The following is a 19,272-nucleotide window of genomic DNA, read 5'->3' as shown; positions in this document are numbered from 1 at the left end:
GCCGGGCTCCCTGGCGCCCGGGCTCCCCGGAGCCCCGGCGTACCGGGCCCCCGGGCATCAGCTCCTACAGCTCGCGGATGAGCACCTCGATGCCGTCGAGGATGCGCTCCAGACCGAAGACGAACTCGTTGTCGGGGGAATCCTGTTGTTCCAGAACGCCGGCGGACAGCACCGCGTTGAGCGCCGGGAAGCGGTCGGGACCGGCCAGCTTGCCCAGGGTGCGGCCGTAATCGGCCATGGCCTCGTGCTCGGTGGACCCCGCCGCCTGCGACGCGCTGTCCATCTCGGCGGCCAGCTGCCCTGCCGTCCGTACGAAACCGTTGAGCAGGATCATCACCGACAGCTTCTGCGCCTCGGGCAGCCCGGTCCCCTTCAGCGAACTGAGCGCCTGCTCCATCCACCCGACCTGGTTGGGCAGCGTGGGCAGGCCGCCCGCCCGGATCCGCAGCACCCACGGGTGCCGGCGCAGCGCCGCCATGTGCGCCCAGGCCCAGGTGGACAGGTTGGGCCGCCAGCCCTCCTCCGGGTCCAGCTCGGGCGGCGGTCCGTAGGCCGCGTCGGTCATCAGTGCGAGGAGTTCGTCCTTCGCGCGTACGTACCGGTACAGCGCCATGGGTGCGGAGCCGAGCTGCTTGGCCACCCGGCTCATCGACACCGCTTCGATGCCCTCCGAGGAAGCCACCAGTACGCCGGCGTCGACGATTCTCTGCAGGCTGAGACCGGGTCTCGGCCCCTTGGGCGGGCGCGCCCGCACCCCCCACACAGCTTCGGTACTGGCGGGCAGGCCGGTTCCCTGCGCCTCGTCACCCATGTCTCGATCCCTTCGGAGCATCTTGCAACGACGACGTCTATTGCGTATATGCTACGCGGTAAAGCGTATGACGCACGCGATTGTGCGTACGGCGCACGCTCTACAGCGTACGGTGAACGCAATGTATAGGTCGCCCGATCCGCGGCCACGACTAGGAGTCCGCGAATATGTCTGATGCTACGGACAAGGCCGGCCGGAAGGAGTGGGTCGGGCTCGCCACGCTCGTGCTGCCCTGCCTGCTCGTGTCGATGGATGTGGGAGTGCTGTTCTTCGCGCTCCCGGACATCGCCGGAGATCTCCGTCCCTCCGCCACCGAGCAGCTGTGGATCTCCGACCTCTACGGGTTCCTGCTGGCCGGGATGCTCATTCCGATGGGAGCCCTCGGTGACCGGATCGGACGGCGCAAGCTGCTGCTGATCGGCGGCGCCGCGTTCGGCCTCGCCTCGTTCGCCGCGTCCCTCTCGGACAGCGCCACGCAGCTCATCGTCACCCGCGCGCTGCTCGGCATCGCGGGCGCGACGCTGATGCCCTCCACGCTGTCCCTCATCCGGAACATGTTCCTCGACGAGAACCAGCGCAAGGCGGCCATCGGCATCTGGACCGGCGCCGCCACCAGCGGCATCGCCCTCGGCCCGATCCTCGCCGGATTCCTGCTGGAGCACTTCTGGTGGGGTTCGGTGTTCCTGATCAACATCCCCGTGATGGTGCTCCTGCTCATCGTCGGCCCGATCCTCCTGCCGGAGTTCAAGGCGCCGCAGCCCGACCGGTTCGACCTCGTCGGAGCGGTGCTGTCGCTCGCGGCGATCCTGCTCGTCGTCTACGGGATCAAGGACGCCACGGTCGACGGCTTCGGCGTCACCTCACTGGCGAGCATCCTCGGCGGACTGCTGGTGGGCACGGTCTTCGTGCTGGTGCAGCGCAGGGGGAAGGGCGGCCTCATCGACGTCGCACTCTTCCGGAGCCCGGCCTTCACCGCCTCCGTGGTCCTCAAGCTGCTGACCATGTTCGCCCTCACCGGCATCACGCTGTTCACCAACCAGTACCTCCAACTCGTCCAGGGACTGCGGCCCTTCACCGCGGCCCTGTGGTCGCTGAGCGTCATGCCCGCGCTGTTCGTCGTGATGTCCGTGACCGTCGCCCTGTCCACCAAGGTGCGGCCGGGCTACCTGCTCAGCGCCGGACTCGTCCTCATGACCATCGGCTTCGTACAGCTCAGCGTGTTGCGGCCGGACAGCGGGCTGTGGGTCGTGCTGACCGGGGCGGGCACCGTGGCCGCCGGCATGATGATGACCGCGCCGCTGCTCGCCGACATGGTCATGGCCGCCGCGCCCCCGGAACGGGCCGGAGCCGCCTCGGCGATGTCGGAGACCAGCGACGAACTGGGCGGCGCGATCGGCATGGCGATCCTCGGCAGCGTCGGCGCGGCGATCTACCACCGGCAGATGAGCGATGTCCAGGTGCCGGGTGCCTCGTCCGGCGCGCTGGAGGCGGCACGCGACACCCTCGGCGGCGCACGTGCCGTCGCCGGCCAGCTCCCCGGACAGCTCGGCGACGGGCTCCTCGCCGCGGGCCAGCGCGCCTTCACCGACGGCATGAACACCGCCGCGATCGTCGCCGGCTGCGTCATGCTCGTCACCGCGGCCCTCACCGCACGGCTGCTGCGCGGACTGCCGAGCCCCGCCGCGGCGGCCGTCGAGGACGACGCCGAGGAACTCGTCGCCGCCCGGGCGCAGACCTGACCTTCCACCCCTGAACCACCGGCCCGGGGCCGCCCCCGTCCCCGGGTCGGTGCTCCCCCCACCCGCGTCCCGGCCGACTCCCGGGCGTCCGGGCGCTGTGACCGCACCACACATTCTCCGAGGAGTGATCGGGTTGGCACGCCGCAACGACCACGAGCAGACGAGTACGACCGCCGAGGCGCTGCGCCTCGAATCGGTCACCAAGGTCTACGGCACCGCCGGCAGTGCGGTGACCGCGGTGGACCACGTCTCACTGAGCCTGCCCGCCGGCAGCTTCACGGCGGTGATGGGACCGTCGGGCTCCGGCAAGTCCACCCTGCTGAAGTGCGCGGCCGGACTCGAGCAGCCAGATAGCGGCGTCGTCGTGGTGGACGGCACGGAGATGAAGGGCCGCAGCGAGGCCGCGCTGATCAAGTTCCGCCGCCGGCGCATCGGATTCGTCTTCCAGGACTACAACCTGCTGCCCACCCTGACGGTGACGGAGAACACCACCTTGCCGCTGAAGCTCGCCGGCCGCCGCATCGACCGGGACCGGGCGCGGGACATCCTCACCCAGGTCGGCCTCCAGGACCGTCTCGACCACCGGCCGGACGAACTGTCCGGCGGCCAGCGGCAGCGGGTCGCCATCGCCAGGGCGCTCGTCACCGAGCCCGGTGTGGTCTTCGCCGACGAGCCCACCGGCGCGCTGGACACCCGCAGCGCCCGCGACGTCCTCGACCTGCTCCGGGAAGCCGTACACGTCCACGGCCGCACCGTGGTGATGGTGACCCACGACCCGGTCGCCGCGTCCTACGCGGACTCCGTGCAGTTCCTCGCCGACGGGCGGCTGGCCGGGCGGCTGGCCGACCCCACCGTGGACGCCGTCGCGCAGCGGCTGGCCCACCTGGGAGACGCCGTCGCCGACCAGACCGCGACGGGGGTGTGACCGATGCTGCAACTGGCCATGCGCTCGGTGCGCCAGCGACCCGGTCGCTTCTTCGCCACCCTGCTGTCCGCCTTCCTGGGCGCGACGGTCATCATGACGTTCAACTCCATGCTCGACACGGCGGGCGCGAGCGGCGTCGACCCGGTCAGTGAGGAATCGCTGAACTCGGCCGCCCAGGTCGTCGGCGGCTACGGCACCCTGCTGGTGTTCTTCGCCGTCGCCTCCACCCTCACCGTGAACGTCCGTCAGCGCGACGCGGAGATCGGCCTGCTGCACAGCGTCGGCGCCACCCCCGCGCAGATCAAGTGGATGATCACCGGCGAGGCGGTCGTGGTCGCCCTGGTCGGGACGCTGGCCGCCGTGGGACCGGCGGTGCTCGGCGGCCAGGTGCTGCTGGAGCAGTTCAAGGACAGCGGCCAGGTCGCCCAGGACGTGGACCACGTCTTCGGCCCCGTCGCACTGGCGACCGGCATCTCCATCACCCTGCTCGCCTCGGCGGGCGCCGCGTTCCTCGCGGTCCGGCGGGCCGCGAAGGCCCGCTCCGGAACCCGCAGGCGCGGCGTGCGGGTGCGGGTGCTCGCCGGCTGCGCGGCCCTGGCGGCCGGAGCGTCGGGGGTGGGCGCCACCTTCGCCATGGAGAAGACGGAACCGATGGCGATGGCGCCCCCCGCCTACGGGGCCATCCTGCTGGCCGTCGGCCTCGCGATCCTCTCCCCGGCCCTGCTGCGGCTCGTGCTCGCCGTGCTGGAGGGGCCGCTGGCGGCGTTCGGCGGAGCCGGCGCCTACCTCGCCGTGCGCAACGTACGCCGCCGCGCCGCGGAACTGTCCGGGACCCTGATGCCGCTGATCCTGTTCGTCGCGCTGGCGACGGCGACGCTGTACATGCAGGGCGTGCAGAACGACGCGATCAAGGAGTCCGGGCTCGTCAGAACGGTCGACGACAAGAACCTCGAAACGCTCAACTTCGTCATCGTCGGCATCATCGTGGCCTTCGCCTACATCATGCTGATCAACACCCTGTACGCGGCGACGGCCTACCGCAGAAGGGAATTCGGCCAGGAACGGCTCGCCGGGGCGACCCCCGCCCAGGTGATGCGGATGATCGGCTGGGAAGGGCTGCTCCTCACCCTCGCCGGGGTGCTCTACGGCTCGCTCGCGGGCCTCGCGGGAATCGTCGCGTTCACCAGGTTCCGCACCGGCTCCTCCCTCCCCGACCAGGGCCTTGGCCTCTGGCTCGGCACCGTCGCGGCAGCGGCCGCGGCGACCTTCCTCACCAGCCTCCTCACCGCGCACCGCGCACTGCGCGTCCGCGCGGTCACCGCAGCGGCCGTGATCGCGTGAACGGACCGGCCCTCCGGTCCTCCCCCTCCTCCCACCCCCAGCAGCAAGGACTGGTGTGATGTACGAATTCACCGCGGACACCCCGGCGACGGCCCGCATCCGAGTCCCGGGCGGCCGGTGCGCCGTACGGGCGGGCACGGGCCGTCGGATCACCGTCGCAGTGGCCCCCTGGGTCCGGTTGAGCAGGACGGACCGGCAGGCCGCCGACAACACGGCGGTGACCTACGAGGACGGTGTCCTCACCGTGACGGCGCCCGCCGCGGGTGCGGCCGTGCTCCGCACCAGGCCGGGCCTCCGGTTGGACGTCACCCTCCCGGCCGGGTCCACCCTCGAGTTCGGCAGCGAGTCGGCCGACCTCGACGTGCGCGGCGACATCGCCGGGCTCACGGCCGACACCGGTACCGGGGACGTCGACGTCGAGGACGTCACCGGCGACGTCCGGCTCGGCTCCACCTCCGGGGACGTGCGCCTCGGCACGATCGTCGGCTCCCTGTCGTACCGCACCGACTCCGGCGACCTGCGGGTGCGCGGCGTCGTCGGATCGGTGCACGGCGACTCCGCCAGCGGTGACGCCTTCATCGGCGCCACCGAGGGCGAGGTCGAGATCGGCTCCGTCTCCGGAGACCTGCGCATCTCCGGGGCCCGCGCGGGCACCATCCGGGCCACCACCTCCTCGGGCGACGTCACGGTGAAGGTCGAGAACGGCGTCGGAGTGCGCGAGAGCCTGACGACCGGGAGCGGGGACCGCCACAGCGACCTGGGGAAGGGCGGCGCCTCCCCGGAGGGCGCAGGCGAACTCACCCTCGACATCACCACGAAGAGCGGGGACATCACCGTACGCCGCGTCTGACGGGTCCCGCGCGGTGCCGCGGGACCACGCGGCCCGCGGGGGTCAGCCGTCGTACGACAGGCCGTGCCCGGAGGGGAAGAGGACCCGGGACGGGTCGTCGGCCCGCTGGACGGGCACCGGCAGCCTGCCGCGCGGATCGACCCGGCCGGCGATCACCCGGGCGGCGGCGCGCAGTTCGACCTCGGTCCAGCAGTAGCAGGCCAGTGAGGCGGGGACGTCGCCGAGGTGGGCGATGTCGTAGGGGTTGCGCACCGCGAGGTGGACGACGGGGACGCCCGTCGCGCGCAGCCGGGACACCAGGGTGCGCTGGGCGCTGGTGGCGCCGACGTTGTCGGTGGTGACGACCACCGCGTCCCGTCCCCGTGCGGCGGCCACCGCCTCGTCGATCTTCGCCGCGTCGGGCTCCCGGCCGGTGGCGAGATGGGTGGTGCGGTAGCCCAGCTCCCCGAACGCCCGGGCCAGCTCGGGCACCGTGGTACGGGTGTCGTCGGTCGGGAAGGCCGGACTGGCGCCGGTCACCAGCAGCTTGCGCTGCCCGCGGCGCAGCGGGAGCGCCCCGTCCTCGTTGACCAGCAGGGTGGTGGTGCGCTCCGCGATCCGGGCGGCGGCGAGCCGGTGCCCGCGGGCGCCGACGACCCGGTCGACCTCCCGGCGGGAGGTGTAGGGGCTGTCACCGAGCAGGCCGACCTTGTCCTTGAGGCGCAGGATGCGCAGCACCGACTCGTCGAGCCGGTCCTCGGTGATCTCGCCGCTCCGGACGGCGGCCAGGACGCCGTTGTAGGCGACGTCGATGTTGGGCGGGAACAGCAGTTGGTCGGCGCCGGCCTTGAGGGCGAGGACGGGCACGCGGTCGTCGCCGTACTTGGTGCGCACGCCCTGCATGTTGAGGGCGTCGGTGACGATGACGCCGTCGAAGCCGAGTTCGCCGCGGAGCACGCCCTGGAGGATCGCGGGCGACAGGGTGGCCGGGTCGTTGCTGGGGTCGAGGGCGGGGACCTGGAGGTGCGCGGTCATGATCGAATCGACGCCGGCGGCGATCGCGGCCCGGAAGGGCGGGGCGTCGACGCGCTCCCACTCCTCGCGGCTGTGGGTGATCACCGGCAGTCCGGTGTGGCTGTCCTGTCCGGTGTCCCCGTGGCCCGGGAAGTGCTTGGCGCAGGCCGCCACGCCGGCCCGCTGATAACCCGTCACCTGGGCCGCCACCATGCGGCCGACCGCGTGCGCGTCGGCGCCGAAGGAGCGGACGTTGATGATGGGGTTGGCCGGGTTCACATTGACGTCGGCGACCGGGGCGAAGTTCTGGTGGATGCCCAGCGCGGCGAGTTCGGTGCCCGATATCAGGCCGGCGGCGCGCGCGTCGGACAGCGAGCGGCCCGCGCCGAGCGCCATCGCGCCCGGCAACTGGGTGGCGCCGCTGCCGATGCGGACGTTGGCCCCGTGTTCCTGGTCGATGGAGATCAGGGACGGAACGGGGGTGGGCAGGGCCAGCGAGGCCCGCTGCACCCCGTTCGACAGGTCGGCGACCTGGCGGGGGTCCTGGATGTTGTTCGTCCAGCCGGAGAAGTAGATGACTCCGCCGACTTGGTACTTGGCGATCAGCTCGGCCACGGTGCGGACGCCGAGTTCCCGGAGGTTGCGCTCCTGGTCGAACTGGCTGGGAGAGGTGGCCGACGCGCCGTAGAAGTACGGGACGAACAGCTGGCCGATCTTCGCCTCGACGCTCATCCGGGCGATGATCCTCTTGAGACGGTGGTCGCGCCCGTGGGCGGCCGCGGGGGTGGCCGACACCCCCACGGCACCCGCCGTGCTCGCGGCGACCGCGGTCGCGGAGGCGAGGACGGTCCGTCTGGACAGACTCCGGTCCTGCATGCGGACATGCTCCTTCCAGCCTTGCTCGTCAAGGGAGTTGAAGGAAACTTGAAGGACTCCGAACAGCCGGAAACGTAGCCCGCGGGTCACGGGCGGGCAAGAGGTCTAGACAAAATAGGTCTAGGCCACGACGGCAATCGAGCGGCCCGCCCAGTCCGGAGCCGGCTCGGTCAGCTCCGTGAAGCGGCGCCGTACCGCGTCCGGGAACTCGACGGCCCCGCCCGCCCGCCGGTCGACGTGGACCCCGAGCAGCTCCGTCGTCGCCACCGGAACCGCGTCGGGAGCCGGCTCCGAGTCCGGTGCGGACACCACGTACATCTCGTGCGTGAAGCGCACCTTGCGTGCCGCCGCGCCCAGCACCCGGGTGCGGACGGCCAGCTGGGCGTCCACGGGCACTTCCCGCAGGAAGCGGACGTGCGACTCCACCGTGTAGAGGGAGCGGCCCGTGGACTCGCGGTAGGCCGAGTCCAGACCCGTACCGGTCATCAGCTCGTCCGTGGCGTGGCCGAAGACGAGGACGTAGAAGGCCTCGCTCATATGGCCGTTGTAGTCGATCCACTCCGGACGGACCGTGCTGCGGAAGAGGGGAAGCGCCGTCACCGGGAGCCCTCCTCACGGCCCAGGCGGCCCGTGGCGCGCAGCACCTCGACGACGCCCCGGTCGCGTTCGGCCACCAGATCCGCGAGGGAACGGCCGTCCGCCGCCTCGTCGCAGCCCGCCACCACGGCGTCGTACAGCTCCTTGTCCAGCTCCGGCGCCTCCAGGCGGGTCCACGGCGACTTCAGGGACGGCCCGAAGTGGTCCAGCATGTGCGCCATGCCGCCCTCGCCGCCCGCGAGCGCGAAGGTGAGCATCGGCCCCATCACCGCCCAGCGCAGTCCCGGACCCTCGGTGATCGACAGGTCGATGTCCCGGACCGTCGCCTCGCCGCTCGCGACCATGTGCAGCGCCTCGCGCCACAGGGCCTCCTGGAGGCGGTTCGCGATGAACCCCGGCACCTCGCGGTCCATCGTGATCACGGACTTGCCCGCGACCTCGTAGAAGCGGGAGGCCCAGGCGACCGCCGAGGCGGCGGTGCGTTCACCGCCGACGACCTCGACGAGCGGGATGAGGTAGGGCGGGTTGAACGGATGGCCGACGACCAGGCGCGACGGGTCCGCGGCCGTCGTCTGCATGTCGGTCATCGGATAGCCGGAGGTGGACGAGGCGATGACGACGCCGGGCGGCGTCGCGGCGTCCAGGCGGGCCAGCAGGTCGCGCTTCAGGTCGAGCTTCTCGGGCGCGCTCTCCTGCACGAACTCGGCCTCGGCGACGGCCTGTTCCAGGGTGGCGGTGACGGTGAGGCGGTCCGTCGACGCGCCCTCGGCCAGGCCGAGAGAGGTGAGGGTGGGCCAGGCGGCGTCCACCAGCCGGCGCAGCTTCCGCCCGGCGTCGGGCGCCGGGTCCCAGGCGGTCACGTCGTAGCCGCGGGCCAGGAAGTGGGCGACCCAGCCGCCGCCTATGACTCCCGCGCCGACGCAGGCGACGCGGCGGACGTTCTCGGGCGCGGTCGTGTCGCGCGCGGTCGTCTCGGGCGAGACCGTCTCGGGCGTGGTCGTCTCGGGTGAGGTCATGAGAGGGATTCCTTCGTCGTCGCGGCGGACTGCTTGCGCGGCTTGAGGCCGAGCGTGGCGCGGGCCTCGTCCGGTGTCGCGACACGGGCGCCGATCGACTCGGTGATGGTCACCGCCCGCTCGACGAGCTGGGCATTGGTCGCCTTGTTGCCCCTGCCGAGGTACAGGTTGTCCTCCAGGCCCACCCGGACGTGGCCGCCGAGCAGGATCGACTGCGCGACCCACGGCATCTGCATCCGGCCGAGCGCGAAGCTCGCCCACGGCGCCCCGTCCGGCAGCATGTTGACCATCGACTGAAGCACCCCGGGGTCCGCGGGCGCGCCCCACGGGATGCCCATGCACAGCTGGAACACCGTCGGGTCGTCGAGCAGGCCCTCCGCGAGGAGCTGCTTGGCGAACCAGAGCTGACCCGTGTCGAAGATCTCCAGCTCGGGCCGCACGCCCAGCTCCTGGATGCGCCGGGCGCCCGCGCGCAGCATGTCGGGCGTCGAGACGTAGAGGTTCGAGCCGTCGCCGAAGTTGAGCGAGCCGCAGTCCAGCGTGCAGATGTCGGGAAGCAGGTCCTCGACGTGCGGCAGCCGCTCCAGACCGCCGACGAGGTCGGTGCCGGGGAGGTGGGTGAGCGGGTCGTCCGGGTCGACCACCAGGTCACCGCCCATGCCGGCCGTGAGGTTGATGACGACGTCGGTGCCGGTCTCCTTGATGCGCTCGACGACCTCCCGGTACAGCTTCGGGTCCCGGGACGGATCGCCGGTCTGCGGATCCCGTACGTGGATGTGCACGACGGCCGCTCCGGCGGCGGCCGCCTCCACGGCGTTCCGGGCTATCTGCTCCGGTGTGACGGGAACGTGGGGACTCTTGCGGACGGTGTCGCCGGCGCCGGTGAGGGCGCAGGTGATGATGACGTTCTCGTTGATGGGCATGCGGGAACTCCCGGGGTCGGGGCTTGTGTTGCTCCTGGACCGGCTTCCGGTCTACCGGGCCAGAATCGTGTCGGTGACGTGGGCGGTCAGTGCCGCGTGCATCGCGTCCGCGGCCGCGGCGGACGACGGCCCGCTCACCGAGAGGACGTGCGTCGCCAGGCCGTCGACGAGCGCGGTCAGCGTCAGGGCCGCCGCCTGCGGATCGAGCCCGGCGCGGAACACGCCCTGTCCGACGCCTCGGCGCACGACGTCGGCGACGGTCTCCCGCCACTGCCGGTAGTACTCGGAGTGGAGCCGGCCCACCGCGGTGGAGCGCGCGGCCTCGGCCCACAGGTCGAGCCACACGGCCCACTGGCGGCGCTGCTGCTCGGTGCGCGGCGTCTGCAGCGCGATGAGCTGGCGCAGCTCCGCCGCCGCGTCGTCCGCCTCGGCGAGCCGGGCGGCCCGGCGCGCGGTGTCCTCGTCCATGCACCAGCGCACGGCCGCCTCCAGGAGTTCGGCGCGGCCGGGGAAGTGGTAATGGATCGCGGCGCTGCTGGTGGCGCAGGCGCGGGCGATGTCGGCGACCCGCACCGCGTGGAAACCGTGCTCCGCGATCAGCCTGACCGTTTCGCGGACGATCTGCAGCGGCCGACCGCCCGTCACCCCGGCGGCCTGCGCCGGGGCTTTCTCACGGACCCGGGTGCCGAGCAGCCAGCCCGCGTCCACCCGCCCCTCGTCGGCGATCCGCGCCAGCTCCGCGGCCGTGAAGCGGCGGGTGCCGCTCAGCGAACGCGACAGCTTGGACGGGTCCATGACGACACGGCGCGCGAACTCGCGCTGGGTGACGCCCGCCGCCGTGATGACCTCGCGGACGCGTGCGGCGGTGTCGGCGGTCGGTGCGCCGTCGAGGGCGTCGTCGGTTTCCACGGGCCCCGACCTTAGACAGGTGTTGCGGAAAACTCAACAGATCACGAGCGAGAACTTCATGGTAAGTAGGCACATTGAGGCACTGACTGACACGCCAGTCAGAAGCGCAACGGACGGGTGCCGGGGAGCGGAAGGGGCCGGTCCCACGCGTCCCGCTCATCACGGTTGAGTACCGGGCCGGAATTATGGCTTCCGTCACAGCAGACGCGATCTTGGCCTGGTGAGATCGCCGGATGCTCGGTTTCCTCGTCCGCCTGCTGCCCTTCTGGGTCCGCGAGCCCCTGCTCATCCTGGTCGGGTCCGTCTTCGGCGTGCGCATCATGTACCTCGCCCACCGTGACGGCGCATGGATGCCGGCCGCGATCGGCCTGGTGTTCCTGGTGTTCACCGCGGTCCGCGTCCACACGGTGGTCCGTGCCCTGCGGGCCCGCCGCGCCGCCGCCCCGGCGAGCGCGGCGGACGGAGCGGCGACCGACGCCGCCAAGCCCCAGCCATGCCCGCAGCCGCAGCCGCAGTCCGAGTCGCAGCGCCCGGCCGAGCGACGCCCCACCGCTCCGGCCGCGCCCACCGCTTCGGTGGCTGCGGAGAAGGAACCCAACGCGTGGGGCCAGGCGGTCGCGGCCGTGGCCGTCTTCGCGGCGCTCGGCGCGGCACTGTGGCTGGGCCCGCAGCTGCTGCCCGCCGACGACGACGGCACCTCGCGGCCCGTCTCGTGCGCCGACGGGGAGGACGAGGAACTCCCGAGCGCCTACCGGAAGACGCCCCGGGCCGTGACCGGCGACGAGCTGTGCGAGGCGCTCAACCGCCCCGACCTGGCCCGACTCCTCGGCACGCCCGCGGAGACCGCGACCGCGGTGTCCGGCACCAGCGGCACCGCCCCGCTGACCGACGGGAAGGTCGCCCAGCCCGAGGCCCAGGTCCAGTTCGACACGTACACCGTGCACGTCTCGGTGACGTACAACCACCTGTCCGTCGCCCAGTACGTCAAGCTCATGGAGTACGGCGAGGAGACGGACGTCAAGACGCTCTCCGTCCTCGGCCGGCCCGCGGTATTCGCGTCGGACCACACCATGAAGATCGAGATCGACCTCGGGGGCAGTGCTTCCGGCGGACCGGTCGGCCAGGGCCCCCTGGCCCGCACCCTGTCCGTGGCCCTCGACGCGAAGGACCAGGGCGGCTACTACGACATCACCGTGTGGAGCACGTCCGGAGCCCTCCCGGCCGACAGCGCTCTGCTGGACATCGCCGAGAAGATGCTTCCGACGCTCCCCGAACGAACCGTCTGAGAGACCGGCGCAGCCAGCTGGGCCGATTCGTCGGCCGATTGAGACGCGTCTGGCGACTGAGACGTGCCGGGCGACTGGGGCCGTGTCGGGCGGCTGGGACGCGGGGTCGGCTTGACGGCGCTTTTGGCTAACCGCTATCTATTGGCGGGACGCGCGAAGGTCGGGGAGGGCAGCCCGTGCAGGACGTGGTGCTGGCGCTGCTGGTCAAGGGGCCGTCGCACGGGTACGACCTGCGCGGGCGGTTGCGCACCGCGCTCGGACCGCTCGGCGAGACGCTGAACGCCGGGCAGGTGTACGTCACGCTCTCCCGGCTCGAGAAGACGGGCCTGGTCGTACGGGAACGCGAGGACGCGTCGGAGCGCGGTCCGCGGCGCAAGGTGTACGCGCTGACCGGAGCCGGACGGGAAAGGGTGGCCGGCTGGCTGGCCGAGCCCGCCGGACCCCGGGCGGACGTGGCGGAGTTCCATCTGAAGCTGGTGGCCGCCGCCGAGTCGGGCATGGCGGATCCGCTCACGCTCGTCGACGCCCGGCGCCGCGAACTGAGACGTGGCCTCGCCGAGGTCCAGCACGCCGTTCTCACCTGCGACCCGGGCTCGGAGGCCGGGCTCCTGCTGGAGGGCGTGGCACTCCGGCTGCAGGCCGATCTGCGCTGGTTGGAGGCGTGCGAGCGGACCTGGTCCGCCCGTGCCCCGCACGGGAAACACGGAGAGGGCGGAGGGAACGGATGACGGTACGAGGCGGTCGGCGGGGCAGGGGGCTGTCCCGGCGCGGCGACCGGGGGGACGTGGCGGCGGGTCCGGTGCTGCGGGCCGTCGGCCTGTCGCGCGTCTACCAGCAGGGTGACAGCACGGTTCTGGCCGTCGACCGGGTCGACCTCGACGTCCCCTCCGGGCAGACGCTGGCCGTGACCGGACCCAGCGGCTGCGGCAAGTCGACGCTGCTGCATCTGCTGGGCGGCCTCGACCGGCCCGACGAGGGCGAGGTGTGGCTCGGCGGGCAGCGCATCGACCTGCTCGGCGAACGCGCGCTCGCCCGACTGCGGCGCCGTGCCGTCGGCTTCGTGCACCAGGACTTCCACCTGATGGACGAGCTGACCGCGGCCGAGAACGTCGAGTTGCCCGCGCTGCTCGCCGGCGACTCGCCGCGCACCGCCCGCCGTCGTGCCGCCGCCCTCCTCGACCGCGTCGGGCTCGCCGACCGGGGCCGGCACCTGCCGTCCAGGCTGTCCGGCGGGCAGCGGCAGCGGGTCGCCATCGCCCGCGCCCTGGTCAACGAACCGCTCGTGGTCCTCGCCGACGAACCCACCGGGAACCTCGACACCACCGCGACCCACGACGTGCTGCGTCTCTTCGCCGAACTGCGGGGCACCGGCCAGACCCTCGTACTCGTCACCCACGACGAACGCGTCGCCGCCACCGCGGACCGGCTCATCTCCCTGCGCGACGGAGCCACGTCCGAGGACACCTCGCCGGCCTCGGGCGGCTCGCAGCTCGGCGCGCTCCTCGGCTGGGAGGAGTGACCGTGGGCCGACTGCTGCTCGTCTGGCGGCTCGTCACCCGGGACCTGCGGCGCCGCCCCGGCGAGGCCGTCGTGTTCCTGGTCGCCGTCACCGCGGCCACGGCGTCGCTGACCCTGGGCATGACCACCGACAACGCCGTGGCCGCCGGATACCTGAAGACCCGCGAGGCCACCGCGGGACCCGACATCACGGCCGTCACCACCGACCCGGACCCCGCCGCCCTGGCCCGGCGCATCGCACATGCCCCTGGCGTGGACACGGTCGCCGACCCGGTGCCCGGGTTCTCCACCACGGTCCGCGCCCACGGACGGACGGAGCACACCGCGGTCGAGGGACGCGAGCGCACCCCGTCCGCCGTGGACCGGCCGCTGGTGACCTCGGGTACCTGGGTGCGCGACGGCGGCGCGGTCGTCGAACGCGGCTTCGCCCAGGCACTCGGCGTGCGTGTCGGAGACCGCGTGACCATCGGCGAGCGCCGGTACCCGGTCGTCGGTACGGCCATCAGCGCGGCCACCGCCGTCTATCCGTGGGGCAACTGGGCCGAGGGCCCGGGGCCGTCCGACGGCGGCGGTCGCATCTGGCTCACCACCGACGACGCCCGCGCGGCAGCCGGCGCCGAGTCCGTCCTCCACCTGTTGAACATCAAGCTGTCCGATCCCGACGCGACGAGCAGGTGGCAGCACACCGTCCTCACCGACGACATCCGGGGCCGGTACTGGGTCAACACCCATGCCTGGCAGACTTTCGTCGACGGGGACACCCGGCTGCTCAGGGCGGTCCGGCCCACCCTGGTCATCGGCGGCTGGCTGCTCGCGGCGGCCGCGCTCGTCACCCTCGCCTCGTTCGCCGCGGTACGGGCCCCGCGGGACCACCGGCGCGCGGCACTCTTCAAGGCGGTCGGCGCCACGCCCCGTACGGTGGCCGCGCTGCTGCTCGCGCAGTACCTGCTCCTCGCCGTGGCGGCCACCGCCGCCGGAGTCACCGCGGGGTGCCTGACCGCGCCCGCACTGGCCGACCCCGGCGCCGGGCTGCTCAATGAGGCCGGCCCGCCGGCTACCGGCATCGTCGTGGCAGCCACCCTGCTCGCCGTACTGGTGGCCCTGGCCGGCACGCTCGGGCCCGTCCTGCGCACCGTGCGCTCCGGCACCGTCGACTCCCTCGCCGACCCGGCGCACCTGAGCCCGCACCGCCCCCGGTCGGCCGCCCTGACCGCCCATCTGCCGCCGGCGCTCCTGATCGGCGTGCGGCTGATCGCCCGGCGTCCCGGCCGCGCGGTCCTGAGCGCCGTGGGCACGGCCGCCACCACGGTCATGGTGACCGGGCTCCTGACCTTCCGGGTGTCGCTCGAAGCGGAGACCGCCCGGGGAACGTCCACGTTCGAGGACAGCCGCAACGCCCTGACCGGCCAGGTGATGCTCGGTGTCACGGTCGCGCTCGTGACGCTGTCCGTGCTCAACGCCGTCTTCGTCAGCTGGAGCACCGCGGTGCAGGCGCGGCGCGCCCTGGCCGTCACCCGCACCCTGGGCGCCACCCCCGGCCAGGTCGTCGCGGCGCTCTGCACCGCGCAACTGCTGCCCGCCGTGGGCGGGATCGCGGTGGGGATTCCGCTGGGGCTCGGTCTGTTCGCGCTGTTCAGCGCGGTCGTGGTGATACCTCCGGTGAGCTGGTTCGCGGCCGCGGCCCCAGCCGTACTCCTCGCCGTGGCGGCCCTGGCCGCCCTGCCCGCCTGGCTGCACACCCGCAGCCCCGCCGGACGCCTCCTCGACGCCGGGCCCGCCTGACGCTCTGCCGTCTCATTCGTAACGCAGGCGCAGCGACTCCTGTTCGGCCGCCTCGATCTGGTCCAGGGTCAGGCCGGGCAGGTCCAGCTGGGCCAGTGTCACCTCGGCGCTGCTCGGCTGGGTGTCGGCGGGCAGCCACTGCTCCGGTCGCCAGGCGTTGGCGCGCATCAGCGACTTCGGGCAGTGCGGGTAGGCCTGCTCGACCTGCACCACCAGCGCCGTGACCGGTGGCTTTCCGACGGGAGTGAGCTGGTCCAGCAGCTCCGGACGGGCCGACACACAGGCACGCCCGTTGACCCGCAGCGTGGTAGGGCGGCCCGGGACGAGGAAGAGCAGTCCGACGCGTCCGGTCTGCAGCACGTTGTGCAGGGTGTCGAGCCGCTTGTTGCCGGTCGCGTCGGGAATCACCAGGGTCCGCTCGTCCAGCACCGAGACGAATCCGGCCGGGCCGCCGCGCGGCGTCACGTCCGCCCGGCCCTCGCTGTCCGCACTGCCGATGAACACCAGCGAGGAACAGCCGATCAGCGCCCTGGTCTCCTCGGTGAGGCGGTCGGTCTCCTTGCGCAGTGCGTGCGGGTTCGGCTGCGGATAGAGCTCGCGCAGCTGGTCCGGGCCGGTGAGGGCGTCCGCCCGGAGGGAATCGAACAGCAAGCCGGCGGCATCGGTGTCGATCATCATGAGGGCGACCCTAGAAGACGACCGGGTGACCTGAGGCGGGAACCGGCGCGAATCCGGGCCGGCCGGGCCGCGTCAGCCGACGGTGAGGGTCTTGACCCGGCGCAGCGTCAGGACGGTCTCCGCCGTCCTGACGCCCGTCAGGGCGCCGACCTGCTCGCTGAGGAAGGCGTGCAGCTGCCGCGCGTTCCGGCAGAGCACCGAGAGCACGAGATTGGTGCTCCCGGTGACGGCGGCCGCGAAGCGCACCTCCGGCCGGGTGGCGAGCACCCGGCCCGCCTCGGCGAGGGCATGGGGGGCGACGGAAAGCCAGACCAGCGCCTCGACGTCCAGGCCGAGCGGCTCGTGGTCGTACTCGACGGCGATGTGGAGCACGCCCGTGGCACGCAGCCGGTCCAGGCGTTTGCGCACGGCGGTTTCGGACAGCCCGGTCGCCCGCTGCAGTTCGGTCAGGGTGGCCCGCCCGTCGGTGTGCAGCAGCTCCAGGACGGCCTGGTCGGCGGCGTCCGGGGCGGCGGCGGGCCCGGGGGAGGGCGCGGGTGTGCGCAGGGCGCGCTCCTGCTCCGGTTCCAGCGCGCTGATCTTCCGCAGCCAGCGCAGCGAGTTGCCGTAGTAGGTGTGCAGGACGCAGTGCGTGCTCACCGTGTTGATGTGCGGGGTGCGCTGGAAGCGTTCCAGCAACAGGTCGTCGCGCTCCGGCCGGGAACGGGGCGTGACGGCGCAGATGACCTCGGTACCGCCGGCCGCGATGTCGACGTAGTGGGTGTCGTGCCGGTCGGCGAGGGTGGCGGCCAGCCGCGCCGATCTGCCCGGGCCGCAGCCGAGCCGGACGATCCAGGTGTCCCGGCCCAGCCGGCTGTCGTCGATCATGCCGGTGATCCGGAGGTTCGCCGTGGTCCGCAGGCGGCGCACCCGGCGCGCCGCCGTCTGGTCGGAGACTCCGAGCACCTGGGCGATCCGGCTGAACGGCGCCCGGCCGTCGAACTCCAGAGCCTGGAGCAGCCGCAGATCGAGCGGGTCCAGGGGACCGGGGGAGACGGGGGCGCCGTGGCCGGGTGGCGTCACTGCGTTCACTGGCTGCTCCTGCCTGAGCCGGCGGCGGTCATCGACATCAGGGCCACTGCGGCGATCAGCAGCCCGGAAGTGATCAGCACCCGGGGCGACACCCACCGTACGACACGGCGTTGACGAGGACCAGGCCGACCGCGGAATCCCAGGAGCCCAGCCGCTGCACCGGGCCGAGACAGAGGATCGGTACGACGACTTCGTGCGTTGCGGGCCAGTCGAAATGCAAGGGGAAACGGGAATCCGACATCCACCGAAGGGAAACGCCGGATTTTCTCCACGCAGCGGCCCCGGGATGCGGCAAGACTGGAAAACTCCAGGTCGCAGCGGGGTGGGAGCGTGTTCTCGCCGGTCGGGCAAGTAGCCGGGAACGCAAGTTAACCCTGCGTTTCGGACCGCTTCTCGCGCACTCGAATTCCCGTTACGTTCGCCATCCCGTCCCGGGCCGAGCGACTTTCCGCACGGCCATGTCCACAGATCAAAACGAGGTGATTTCGAATATGAGCCGAGGAAGCGTTCTCATCGTCGGTGGCGGCATCGGCGGTCTCTCCACCGCCATCGCACTGCGCAACGCCGACTACGACGTCCACGTCGTGGAACTGCAGGCGGACCTCCACTCGTCGGTCTACGGCGTCGGCATCATCCAGCCGGTGAACGCCCTGCGCGCGTTGGACGCGATCGGCTGCGCGCAGGCGTGCATGGCGGTCGGCTACTCCACGACCGCATGGGGCCACCTGCTCGACGTGGACGGCAACTTGGTCCGCGAGATGCCCGGCTCCAGGATCCCCGGGACCGAGCTGCCGCCCATGAACGGCCTGAGCCGGCCGCAGCTGCACCGGATCCTCACCGACAAGGCGTGCGAGGCGGGCGCCGTCATCGAGTACGGCAAGACCTTCACCACCCTCGACGACGGCCCCGACGGCGTCACCGTCGCCTTCACGGACGACTCCCGCACGGTCTACGACCACGTCGTCGGCGCCGACGGCGTCTACTCCAAGGTCCGCCCCCACGTGCTCGGCGAGGAGCTGAAACCGGTCTACCTCGGTCAGTCCGCGTTCCGGCTCAACATCCCGCGCGAGCCGGAGATCGACCGCATCGTCCTGCAGCACGGCCCCGACGGCATGGCCGGCTTCGTGCCGATCGGACCGGACCTGGCCTACGTCTTCTACAACACCACCTGGGAGGAAGGCCGTTGGCTCGACCAGGACAGGATGGCGGACGAACTGCGCGAGCACCTCGCCCCGTTCGGTGGCCTGACCGGACGCGTGCGCGACACCTACGTGAACGAGTCCGCCGAGATCGTGTTCCGGCCCGAGGAGTGGCTCATCGCTCCCGCTCCCTGGCACAAGGGCCGCATCGCCCTGATCGGCGACGCCGTCCACGCGGTCACCCCGCACCTGGGCCAGGGAGCGGCCCAGGCCATCGAGGACGGGGTGGTGCTCGCCGAGTGCCTGGCGGCGTACGGCGACCACGAGGAGGCGTTCACCGCCTACAGCGAGCGCCGCTACGAGCGGTGCAAGCTCATCGTGGAGTCCTCGGTGGCGATCGGCGAGTACGAGATGGACCCGGCCTCGCACCCCGACTTCGACCACGCCGGTCTGACCCAGCGCGTGCTCGAGACCATGGCCCAGCCCCTCTGAAGAGCGGCCCCACCCGCTTGTCCTCGTGCTCTGGGTGGCGCACGAGGAACGCGCCGCCGTGCAGGGGCAGATGGACCGGCGGCCGTACGCCCGCGCGGTGCTGCCTGTCGCATCGTCAGCCGGGCCGCGACCGGGAAGGGGCGGGCGCGGTCATGACGAAGGCCCGGTGACCAGGAGCTTGCCGCGGAGGTGCCCCGCCTCGCTGCGGGCCAGCGCCCGGTCGAGTTCTTCGAAGGGGTACGCGGCGTCGATCTCGACGGTGAAGGTGCCCTTGGCTGCCCTTTCCAGCACCGCACCGATGGTCTCGGCGGTGAGCCGGGTCGGGT

18 protein-coding genes are annotated in these 19,272 nt (G+C 72.2%); 9 read left to right on the top strand and 9 right to left on the bottom strand.

What is annotated here, in order from left to right; all coding sequences use genetic code 11:
• Positions 1-64 precede the first annotated feature (64 nt).
• Complete coding sequence (locus tag K7854_RS35660) at positions 65-811, bottom strand: TetR/AcrR family transcriptional regulator (protein ID WP_226030705.1); 747 nt, start codon at positions 809-811, stop codon at positions 65-67.
• 167 nt (positions 812-978) lie between these two features.
• Here K7854_RS35660 and K7854_RS35655 point away from each other — a divergent pair, with 167 nt between their 5' ends.
• From K7854_RS35655 to K7854_RS35640, 4 genes are all read left to right on the top strand, one after another.
• Positions 979-2,550: an MFS transporter gene (locus tag K7854_RS35655; protein ID WP_226030704.1), complete on the top strand. Its 1,572-nt coding sequence runs from the start codon at positions 979-981 to the stop codon at positions 2,548-2,550.
• Between the two features lie 133 nt (positions 2,551-2,683).
• On the top strand, positions 2,684-3,475 hold the full coding sequence (locus K7854_RS35650; RefSeq protein ID WP_264088148.1) for an ABC transporter ATP-binding protein: 792 nt from the start codon (positions 2,684-2,686) through the stop codon (positions 3,473-3,475).
• 3 nt (positions 3,476-3,478) lie between these two features.
• Entirely contained in the window at positions 3,479-4,816 is a 1,338-nt protein-coding gene (locus tag K7854_RS35645) for an ABC transporter permease (RefSeq protein ID WP_226030702.1), read from the top strand.
• 58 nt (positions 4,817-4,874) lie between these two features.
• Entirely contained in the window at positions 4,875-5,666 is a 792-nt protein-coding gene (locus K7854_RS35640; RefSeq protein ID WP_226030701.1) for a DUF4097 family beta strand repeat-containing protein, read from the top strand.
• A gap of 42 nt (positions 5,667-5,708) precedes the next feature.
• Here the strand turns inward: K7854_RS35640 and K7854_RS35635 are convergent, their stop codons facing one another.
• The 5 genes from K7854_RS35635 to K7854_RS35615 all read right to left on the bottom strand — a co-directional run bounded on the left by K7854_RS35635 (position 5,709) and on the right by K7854_RS35615 (position 10,980).
• A complete protein-coding gene (locus K7854_RS35635; protein ID WP_226030700.1) occupies positions 5,709-7,535 on the bottom strand; it encodes a glycoside hydrolase family 3 protein in 1,827 nt (608 codons plus the stop codon).
• A 120-nt stretch (positions 7,536-7,655) separates the two neighbouring features.
• Entirely contained in the window at positions 7,656-8,135 is a 480-nt protein-coding gene (locus K7854_RS35630) for a thioesterase family protein (protein ID WP_226030699.1), read from the bottom strand.
• Entirely contained in the window at positions 8,132-9,148 is a 1,017-nt protein-coding gene (locus K7854_RS35625; protein ID WP_226030698.1) for a 3-hydroxyacyl-CoA dehydrogenase NAD-binding domain-containing protein, read from the bottom strand. Before K7854_RS35625 ends, K7854_RS35630 begins: the two co-directional genes overlap by 4 nt.
• Positions 9,145-10,071 carry a beta-keto acid cleavage family enzyme gene (locus K7854_RS35620; protein WP_226030697.1) on the bottom strand — a complete coding sequence of 309 codons (927 nt, stop codon included), beginning with the start codon at positions 10,069-10,071 and terminating at the stop codon, positions 9,145-9,147. Before K7854_RS35620 ends, K7854_RS35625 begins: the two co-directional genes overlap by 4 nt.
• 51 nt (positions 10,072-10,122) lie before the next feature.
• Positions 10,123-10,980 carry a TetR/AcrR family transcriptional regulator gene (locus K7854_RS35615; RefSeq protein WP_226030696.1) on the bottom strand — a complete coding sequence of 286 codons (858 nt, stop codon included), beginning with the start codon at positions 10,978-10,980 and terminating at the stop codon, positions 10,123-10,125.
• Positions 10,981-11,213: 233 nt separating this feature from the next.
• Here K7854_RS35615 and K7854_RS35610 point away from each other — a divergent pair, with 233 nt between their 5' ends.
• From K7854_RS35610 to K7854_RS35595, 4 genes are all read left to right on the top strand, one after another.
• Complete coding sequence (locus K7854_RS35610) at positions 11,214-12,266, top strand: DUF6215 domain-containing protein (protein ID WP_226030695.1); 1,053 nt, start codon at positions 11,214-11,216, stop codon at positions 12,264-12,266.
• 176 nt (positions 12,267-12,442) lie between these two features.
• Positions 12,443-12,994, top strand: coding sequence for a PadR family transcriptional regulator (locus K7854_RS35605; RefSeq protein ID WP_226030694.1), 552 nt, complete (start codon positions 12,443-12,445; stop codon positions 12,992-12,994).
• Positions 12,991-13,785, top strand: a complete 795-nt coding sequence (locus K7854_RS35600; protein ID WP_226030693.1) for an ABC transporter ATP-binding protein — start codon at positions 12,991-12,993, stop codon at positions 13,783-13,785. Before K7854_RS35605 ends, K7854_RS35600 begins: the two co-directional genes overlap by 4 nt.
• A 2-nt stretch (positions 13,786-13,787) precedes the next feature.
• Positions 13,788-15,566 (top strand): FtsX-like permease family protein, encoded by a 1,779-nt coding sequence (locus tag K7854_RS35595; protein WP_226030692.1) that lies wholly within the window; start codon positions 13,788-13,790, stop codon positions 15,564-15,566.
• 12 nt (positions 15,567-15,578) lie between these two features.
• Here K7854_RS35595 and K7854_RS35590 read toward each other — a convergent pair whose 3' ends face one another.
• Together K7854_RS35590 and K7854_RS35585 are read right to left on the bottom strand one after the other, a co-directional pair.
• Entirely contained in the window at positions 15,579-16,244 is a 666-nt protein-coding gene (locus K7854_RS35590) for an MSMEG_1061 family FMN-dependent PPOX-type flavoprotein (protein WP_226030691.1), read from the bottom strand.
• Between the two features lie 72 nt (positions 16,245-16,316).
• Positions 16,317-17,315: an Lrp/AsnC family transcriptional regulator gene (locus K7854_RS35585; protein ID WP_226030690.1), complete on the bottom strand. Its 999-nt coding sequence runs from the start codon at positions 17,313-17,315 to the stop codon at positions 16,317-16,319.
• A 491-nt stretch (positions 17,316-17,806) separates the two neighbouring features.
• Here K7854_RS35585 and K7854_RS35580 point away from each other — a divergent pair, with 491 nt between their 5' ends.
• Positions 17,807-18,946: an FAD-dependent monooxygenase gene (locus tag K7854_RS35580; protein WP_226030689.1), complete on the top strand. Its 1,140-nt coding sequence runs from the start codon at positions 17,807-17,809 to the stop codon at positions 18,944-18,946.
• Between the two features lie 150 nt (positions 18,947-19,096).
• Here K7854_RS35580 and K7854_RS37875 read toward each other — a convergent pair whose 3' ends face one another.
• Positions 19,097-19,246 carry a zinc-binding dehydrogenase gene (locus tag K7854_RS37875; protein WP_226030706.1) on the bottom strand — a complete coding sequence of 50 codons (150 nt, stop codon included), beginning with the start codon at positions 19,244-19,246 and terminating at the stop codon, positions 19,097-19,099.
• Positions 19,247-19,272 lie beyond the last annotated feature (26 nt).

It is taken from the genome of Streptomyces hyderabadensis (assembly GCF_020404845.1).
GTDB classification, from domain to species: domain Bacteria; phylum Actinomycetota; class Actinomycetes; order Streptomycetales; family Streptomycetaceae; genus Streptomyces; species Streptomyces hyderabadensis.
Note: the sequence above shows the minus strand (reverse complement) of the source record. Positions and strands in the feature narration are given on the sequence as shown.

Bases quoted from the DNA above. Each gene is read 5' to 3' on its own strand.
- K7854_RS35660 (WP_226030705.1), bottom strand. From the start codon at position 811: ATGGGTGACGAGGCGCAGGGAACCGGCCTGCCCGCCAGTACCGAAGCT.
- K7854_RS35655 (WP_226030704.1), top strand. From the start codon at position 979: ATGTCTGATGCTACGGACAAGGCCGGCCGGAAGGAGTGGGTCGGGCTC.
- K7854_RS35645 (WP_226030702.1), top strand. From the start codon at position 3,479: ATGCTGCAACTGGCCATGCGCTCGGTGCGCCAGCGACCCGGTCGCTTC.
- K7854_RS35640 (WP_226030701.1), top strand. From the start codon at position 4,875: ATGTACGAATTCACCGCGGACACCCCGGCGACGGCCCGCATCCGAGTC.
- K7854_RS35635 (WP_226030700.1), bottom strand. From the start codon at position 7,535: ATGCAGGACCGGAGTCTGTCCAGACGGACCGTCCTCGCCTCCGCGACC.
- K7854_RS35625 (WP_226030698.1), bottom strand. From the start codon at position 9,148: ATGACCTCACCCGAGACGACCACGCCCGAGACGGTCTCGCCCGAGACG.
- K7854_RS35620 (WP_226030697.1), bottom strand. From the start codon at position 10,071: ATGCCCATCAACGAGAACGTCATCATCACCTGCGCCCTCACCGGCGCC.
- K7854_RS35610 (WP_226030695.1), top strand. From the start codon at position 11,214: ATGCTCGGTTTCCTCGTCCGCCTGCTGCCCTTCTGGGTCCGCGAGCCC.
- K7854_RS35600 (WP_226030693.1), top strand. From the start codon at position 12,991: ATGACGGTACGAGGCGGTCGGCGGGGCAGGGGGCTGTCCCGGCGCGGC.
- K7854_RS35590 (WP_226030691.1), bottom strand. From the start codon at position 16,244: ATGATGATCGACACCGATGCCGCCGGCTTGCTGTTCGATTCCCTCCGG.
- K7854_RS35580 (WP_226030689.1), top strand. From the start codon at position 17,807: ATGAGCCGAGGAAGCGTTCTCATCGTCGGTGGCGGCATCGGCGGTCTC.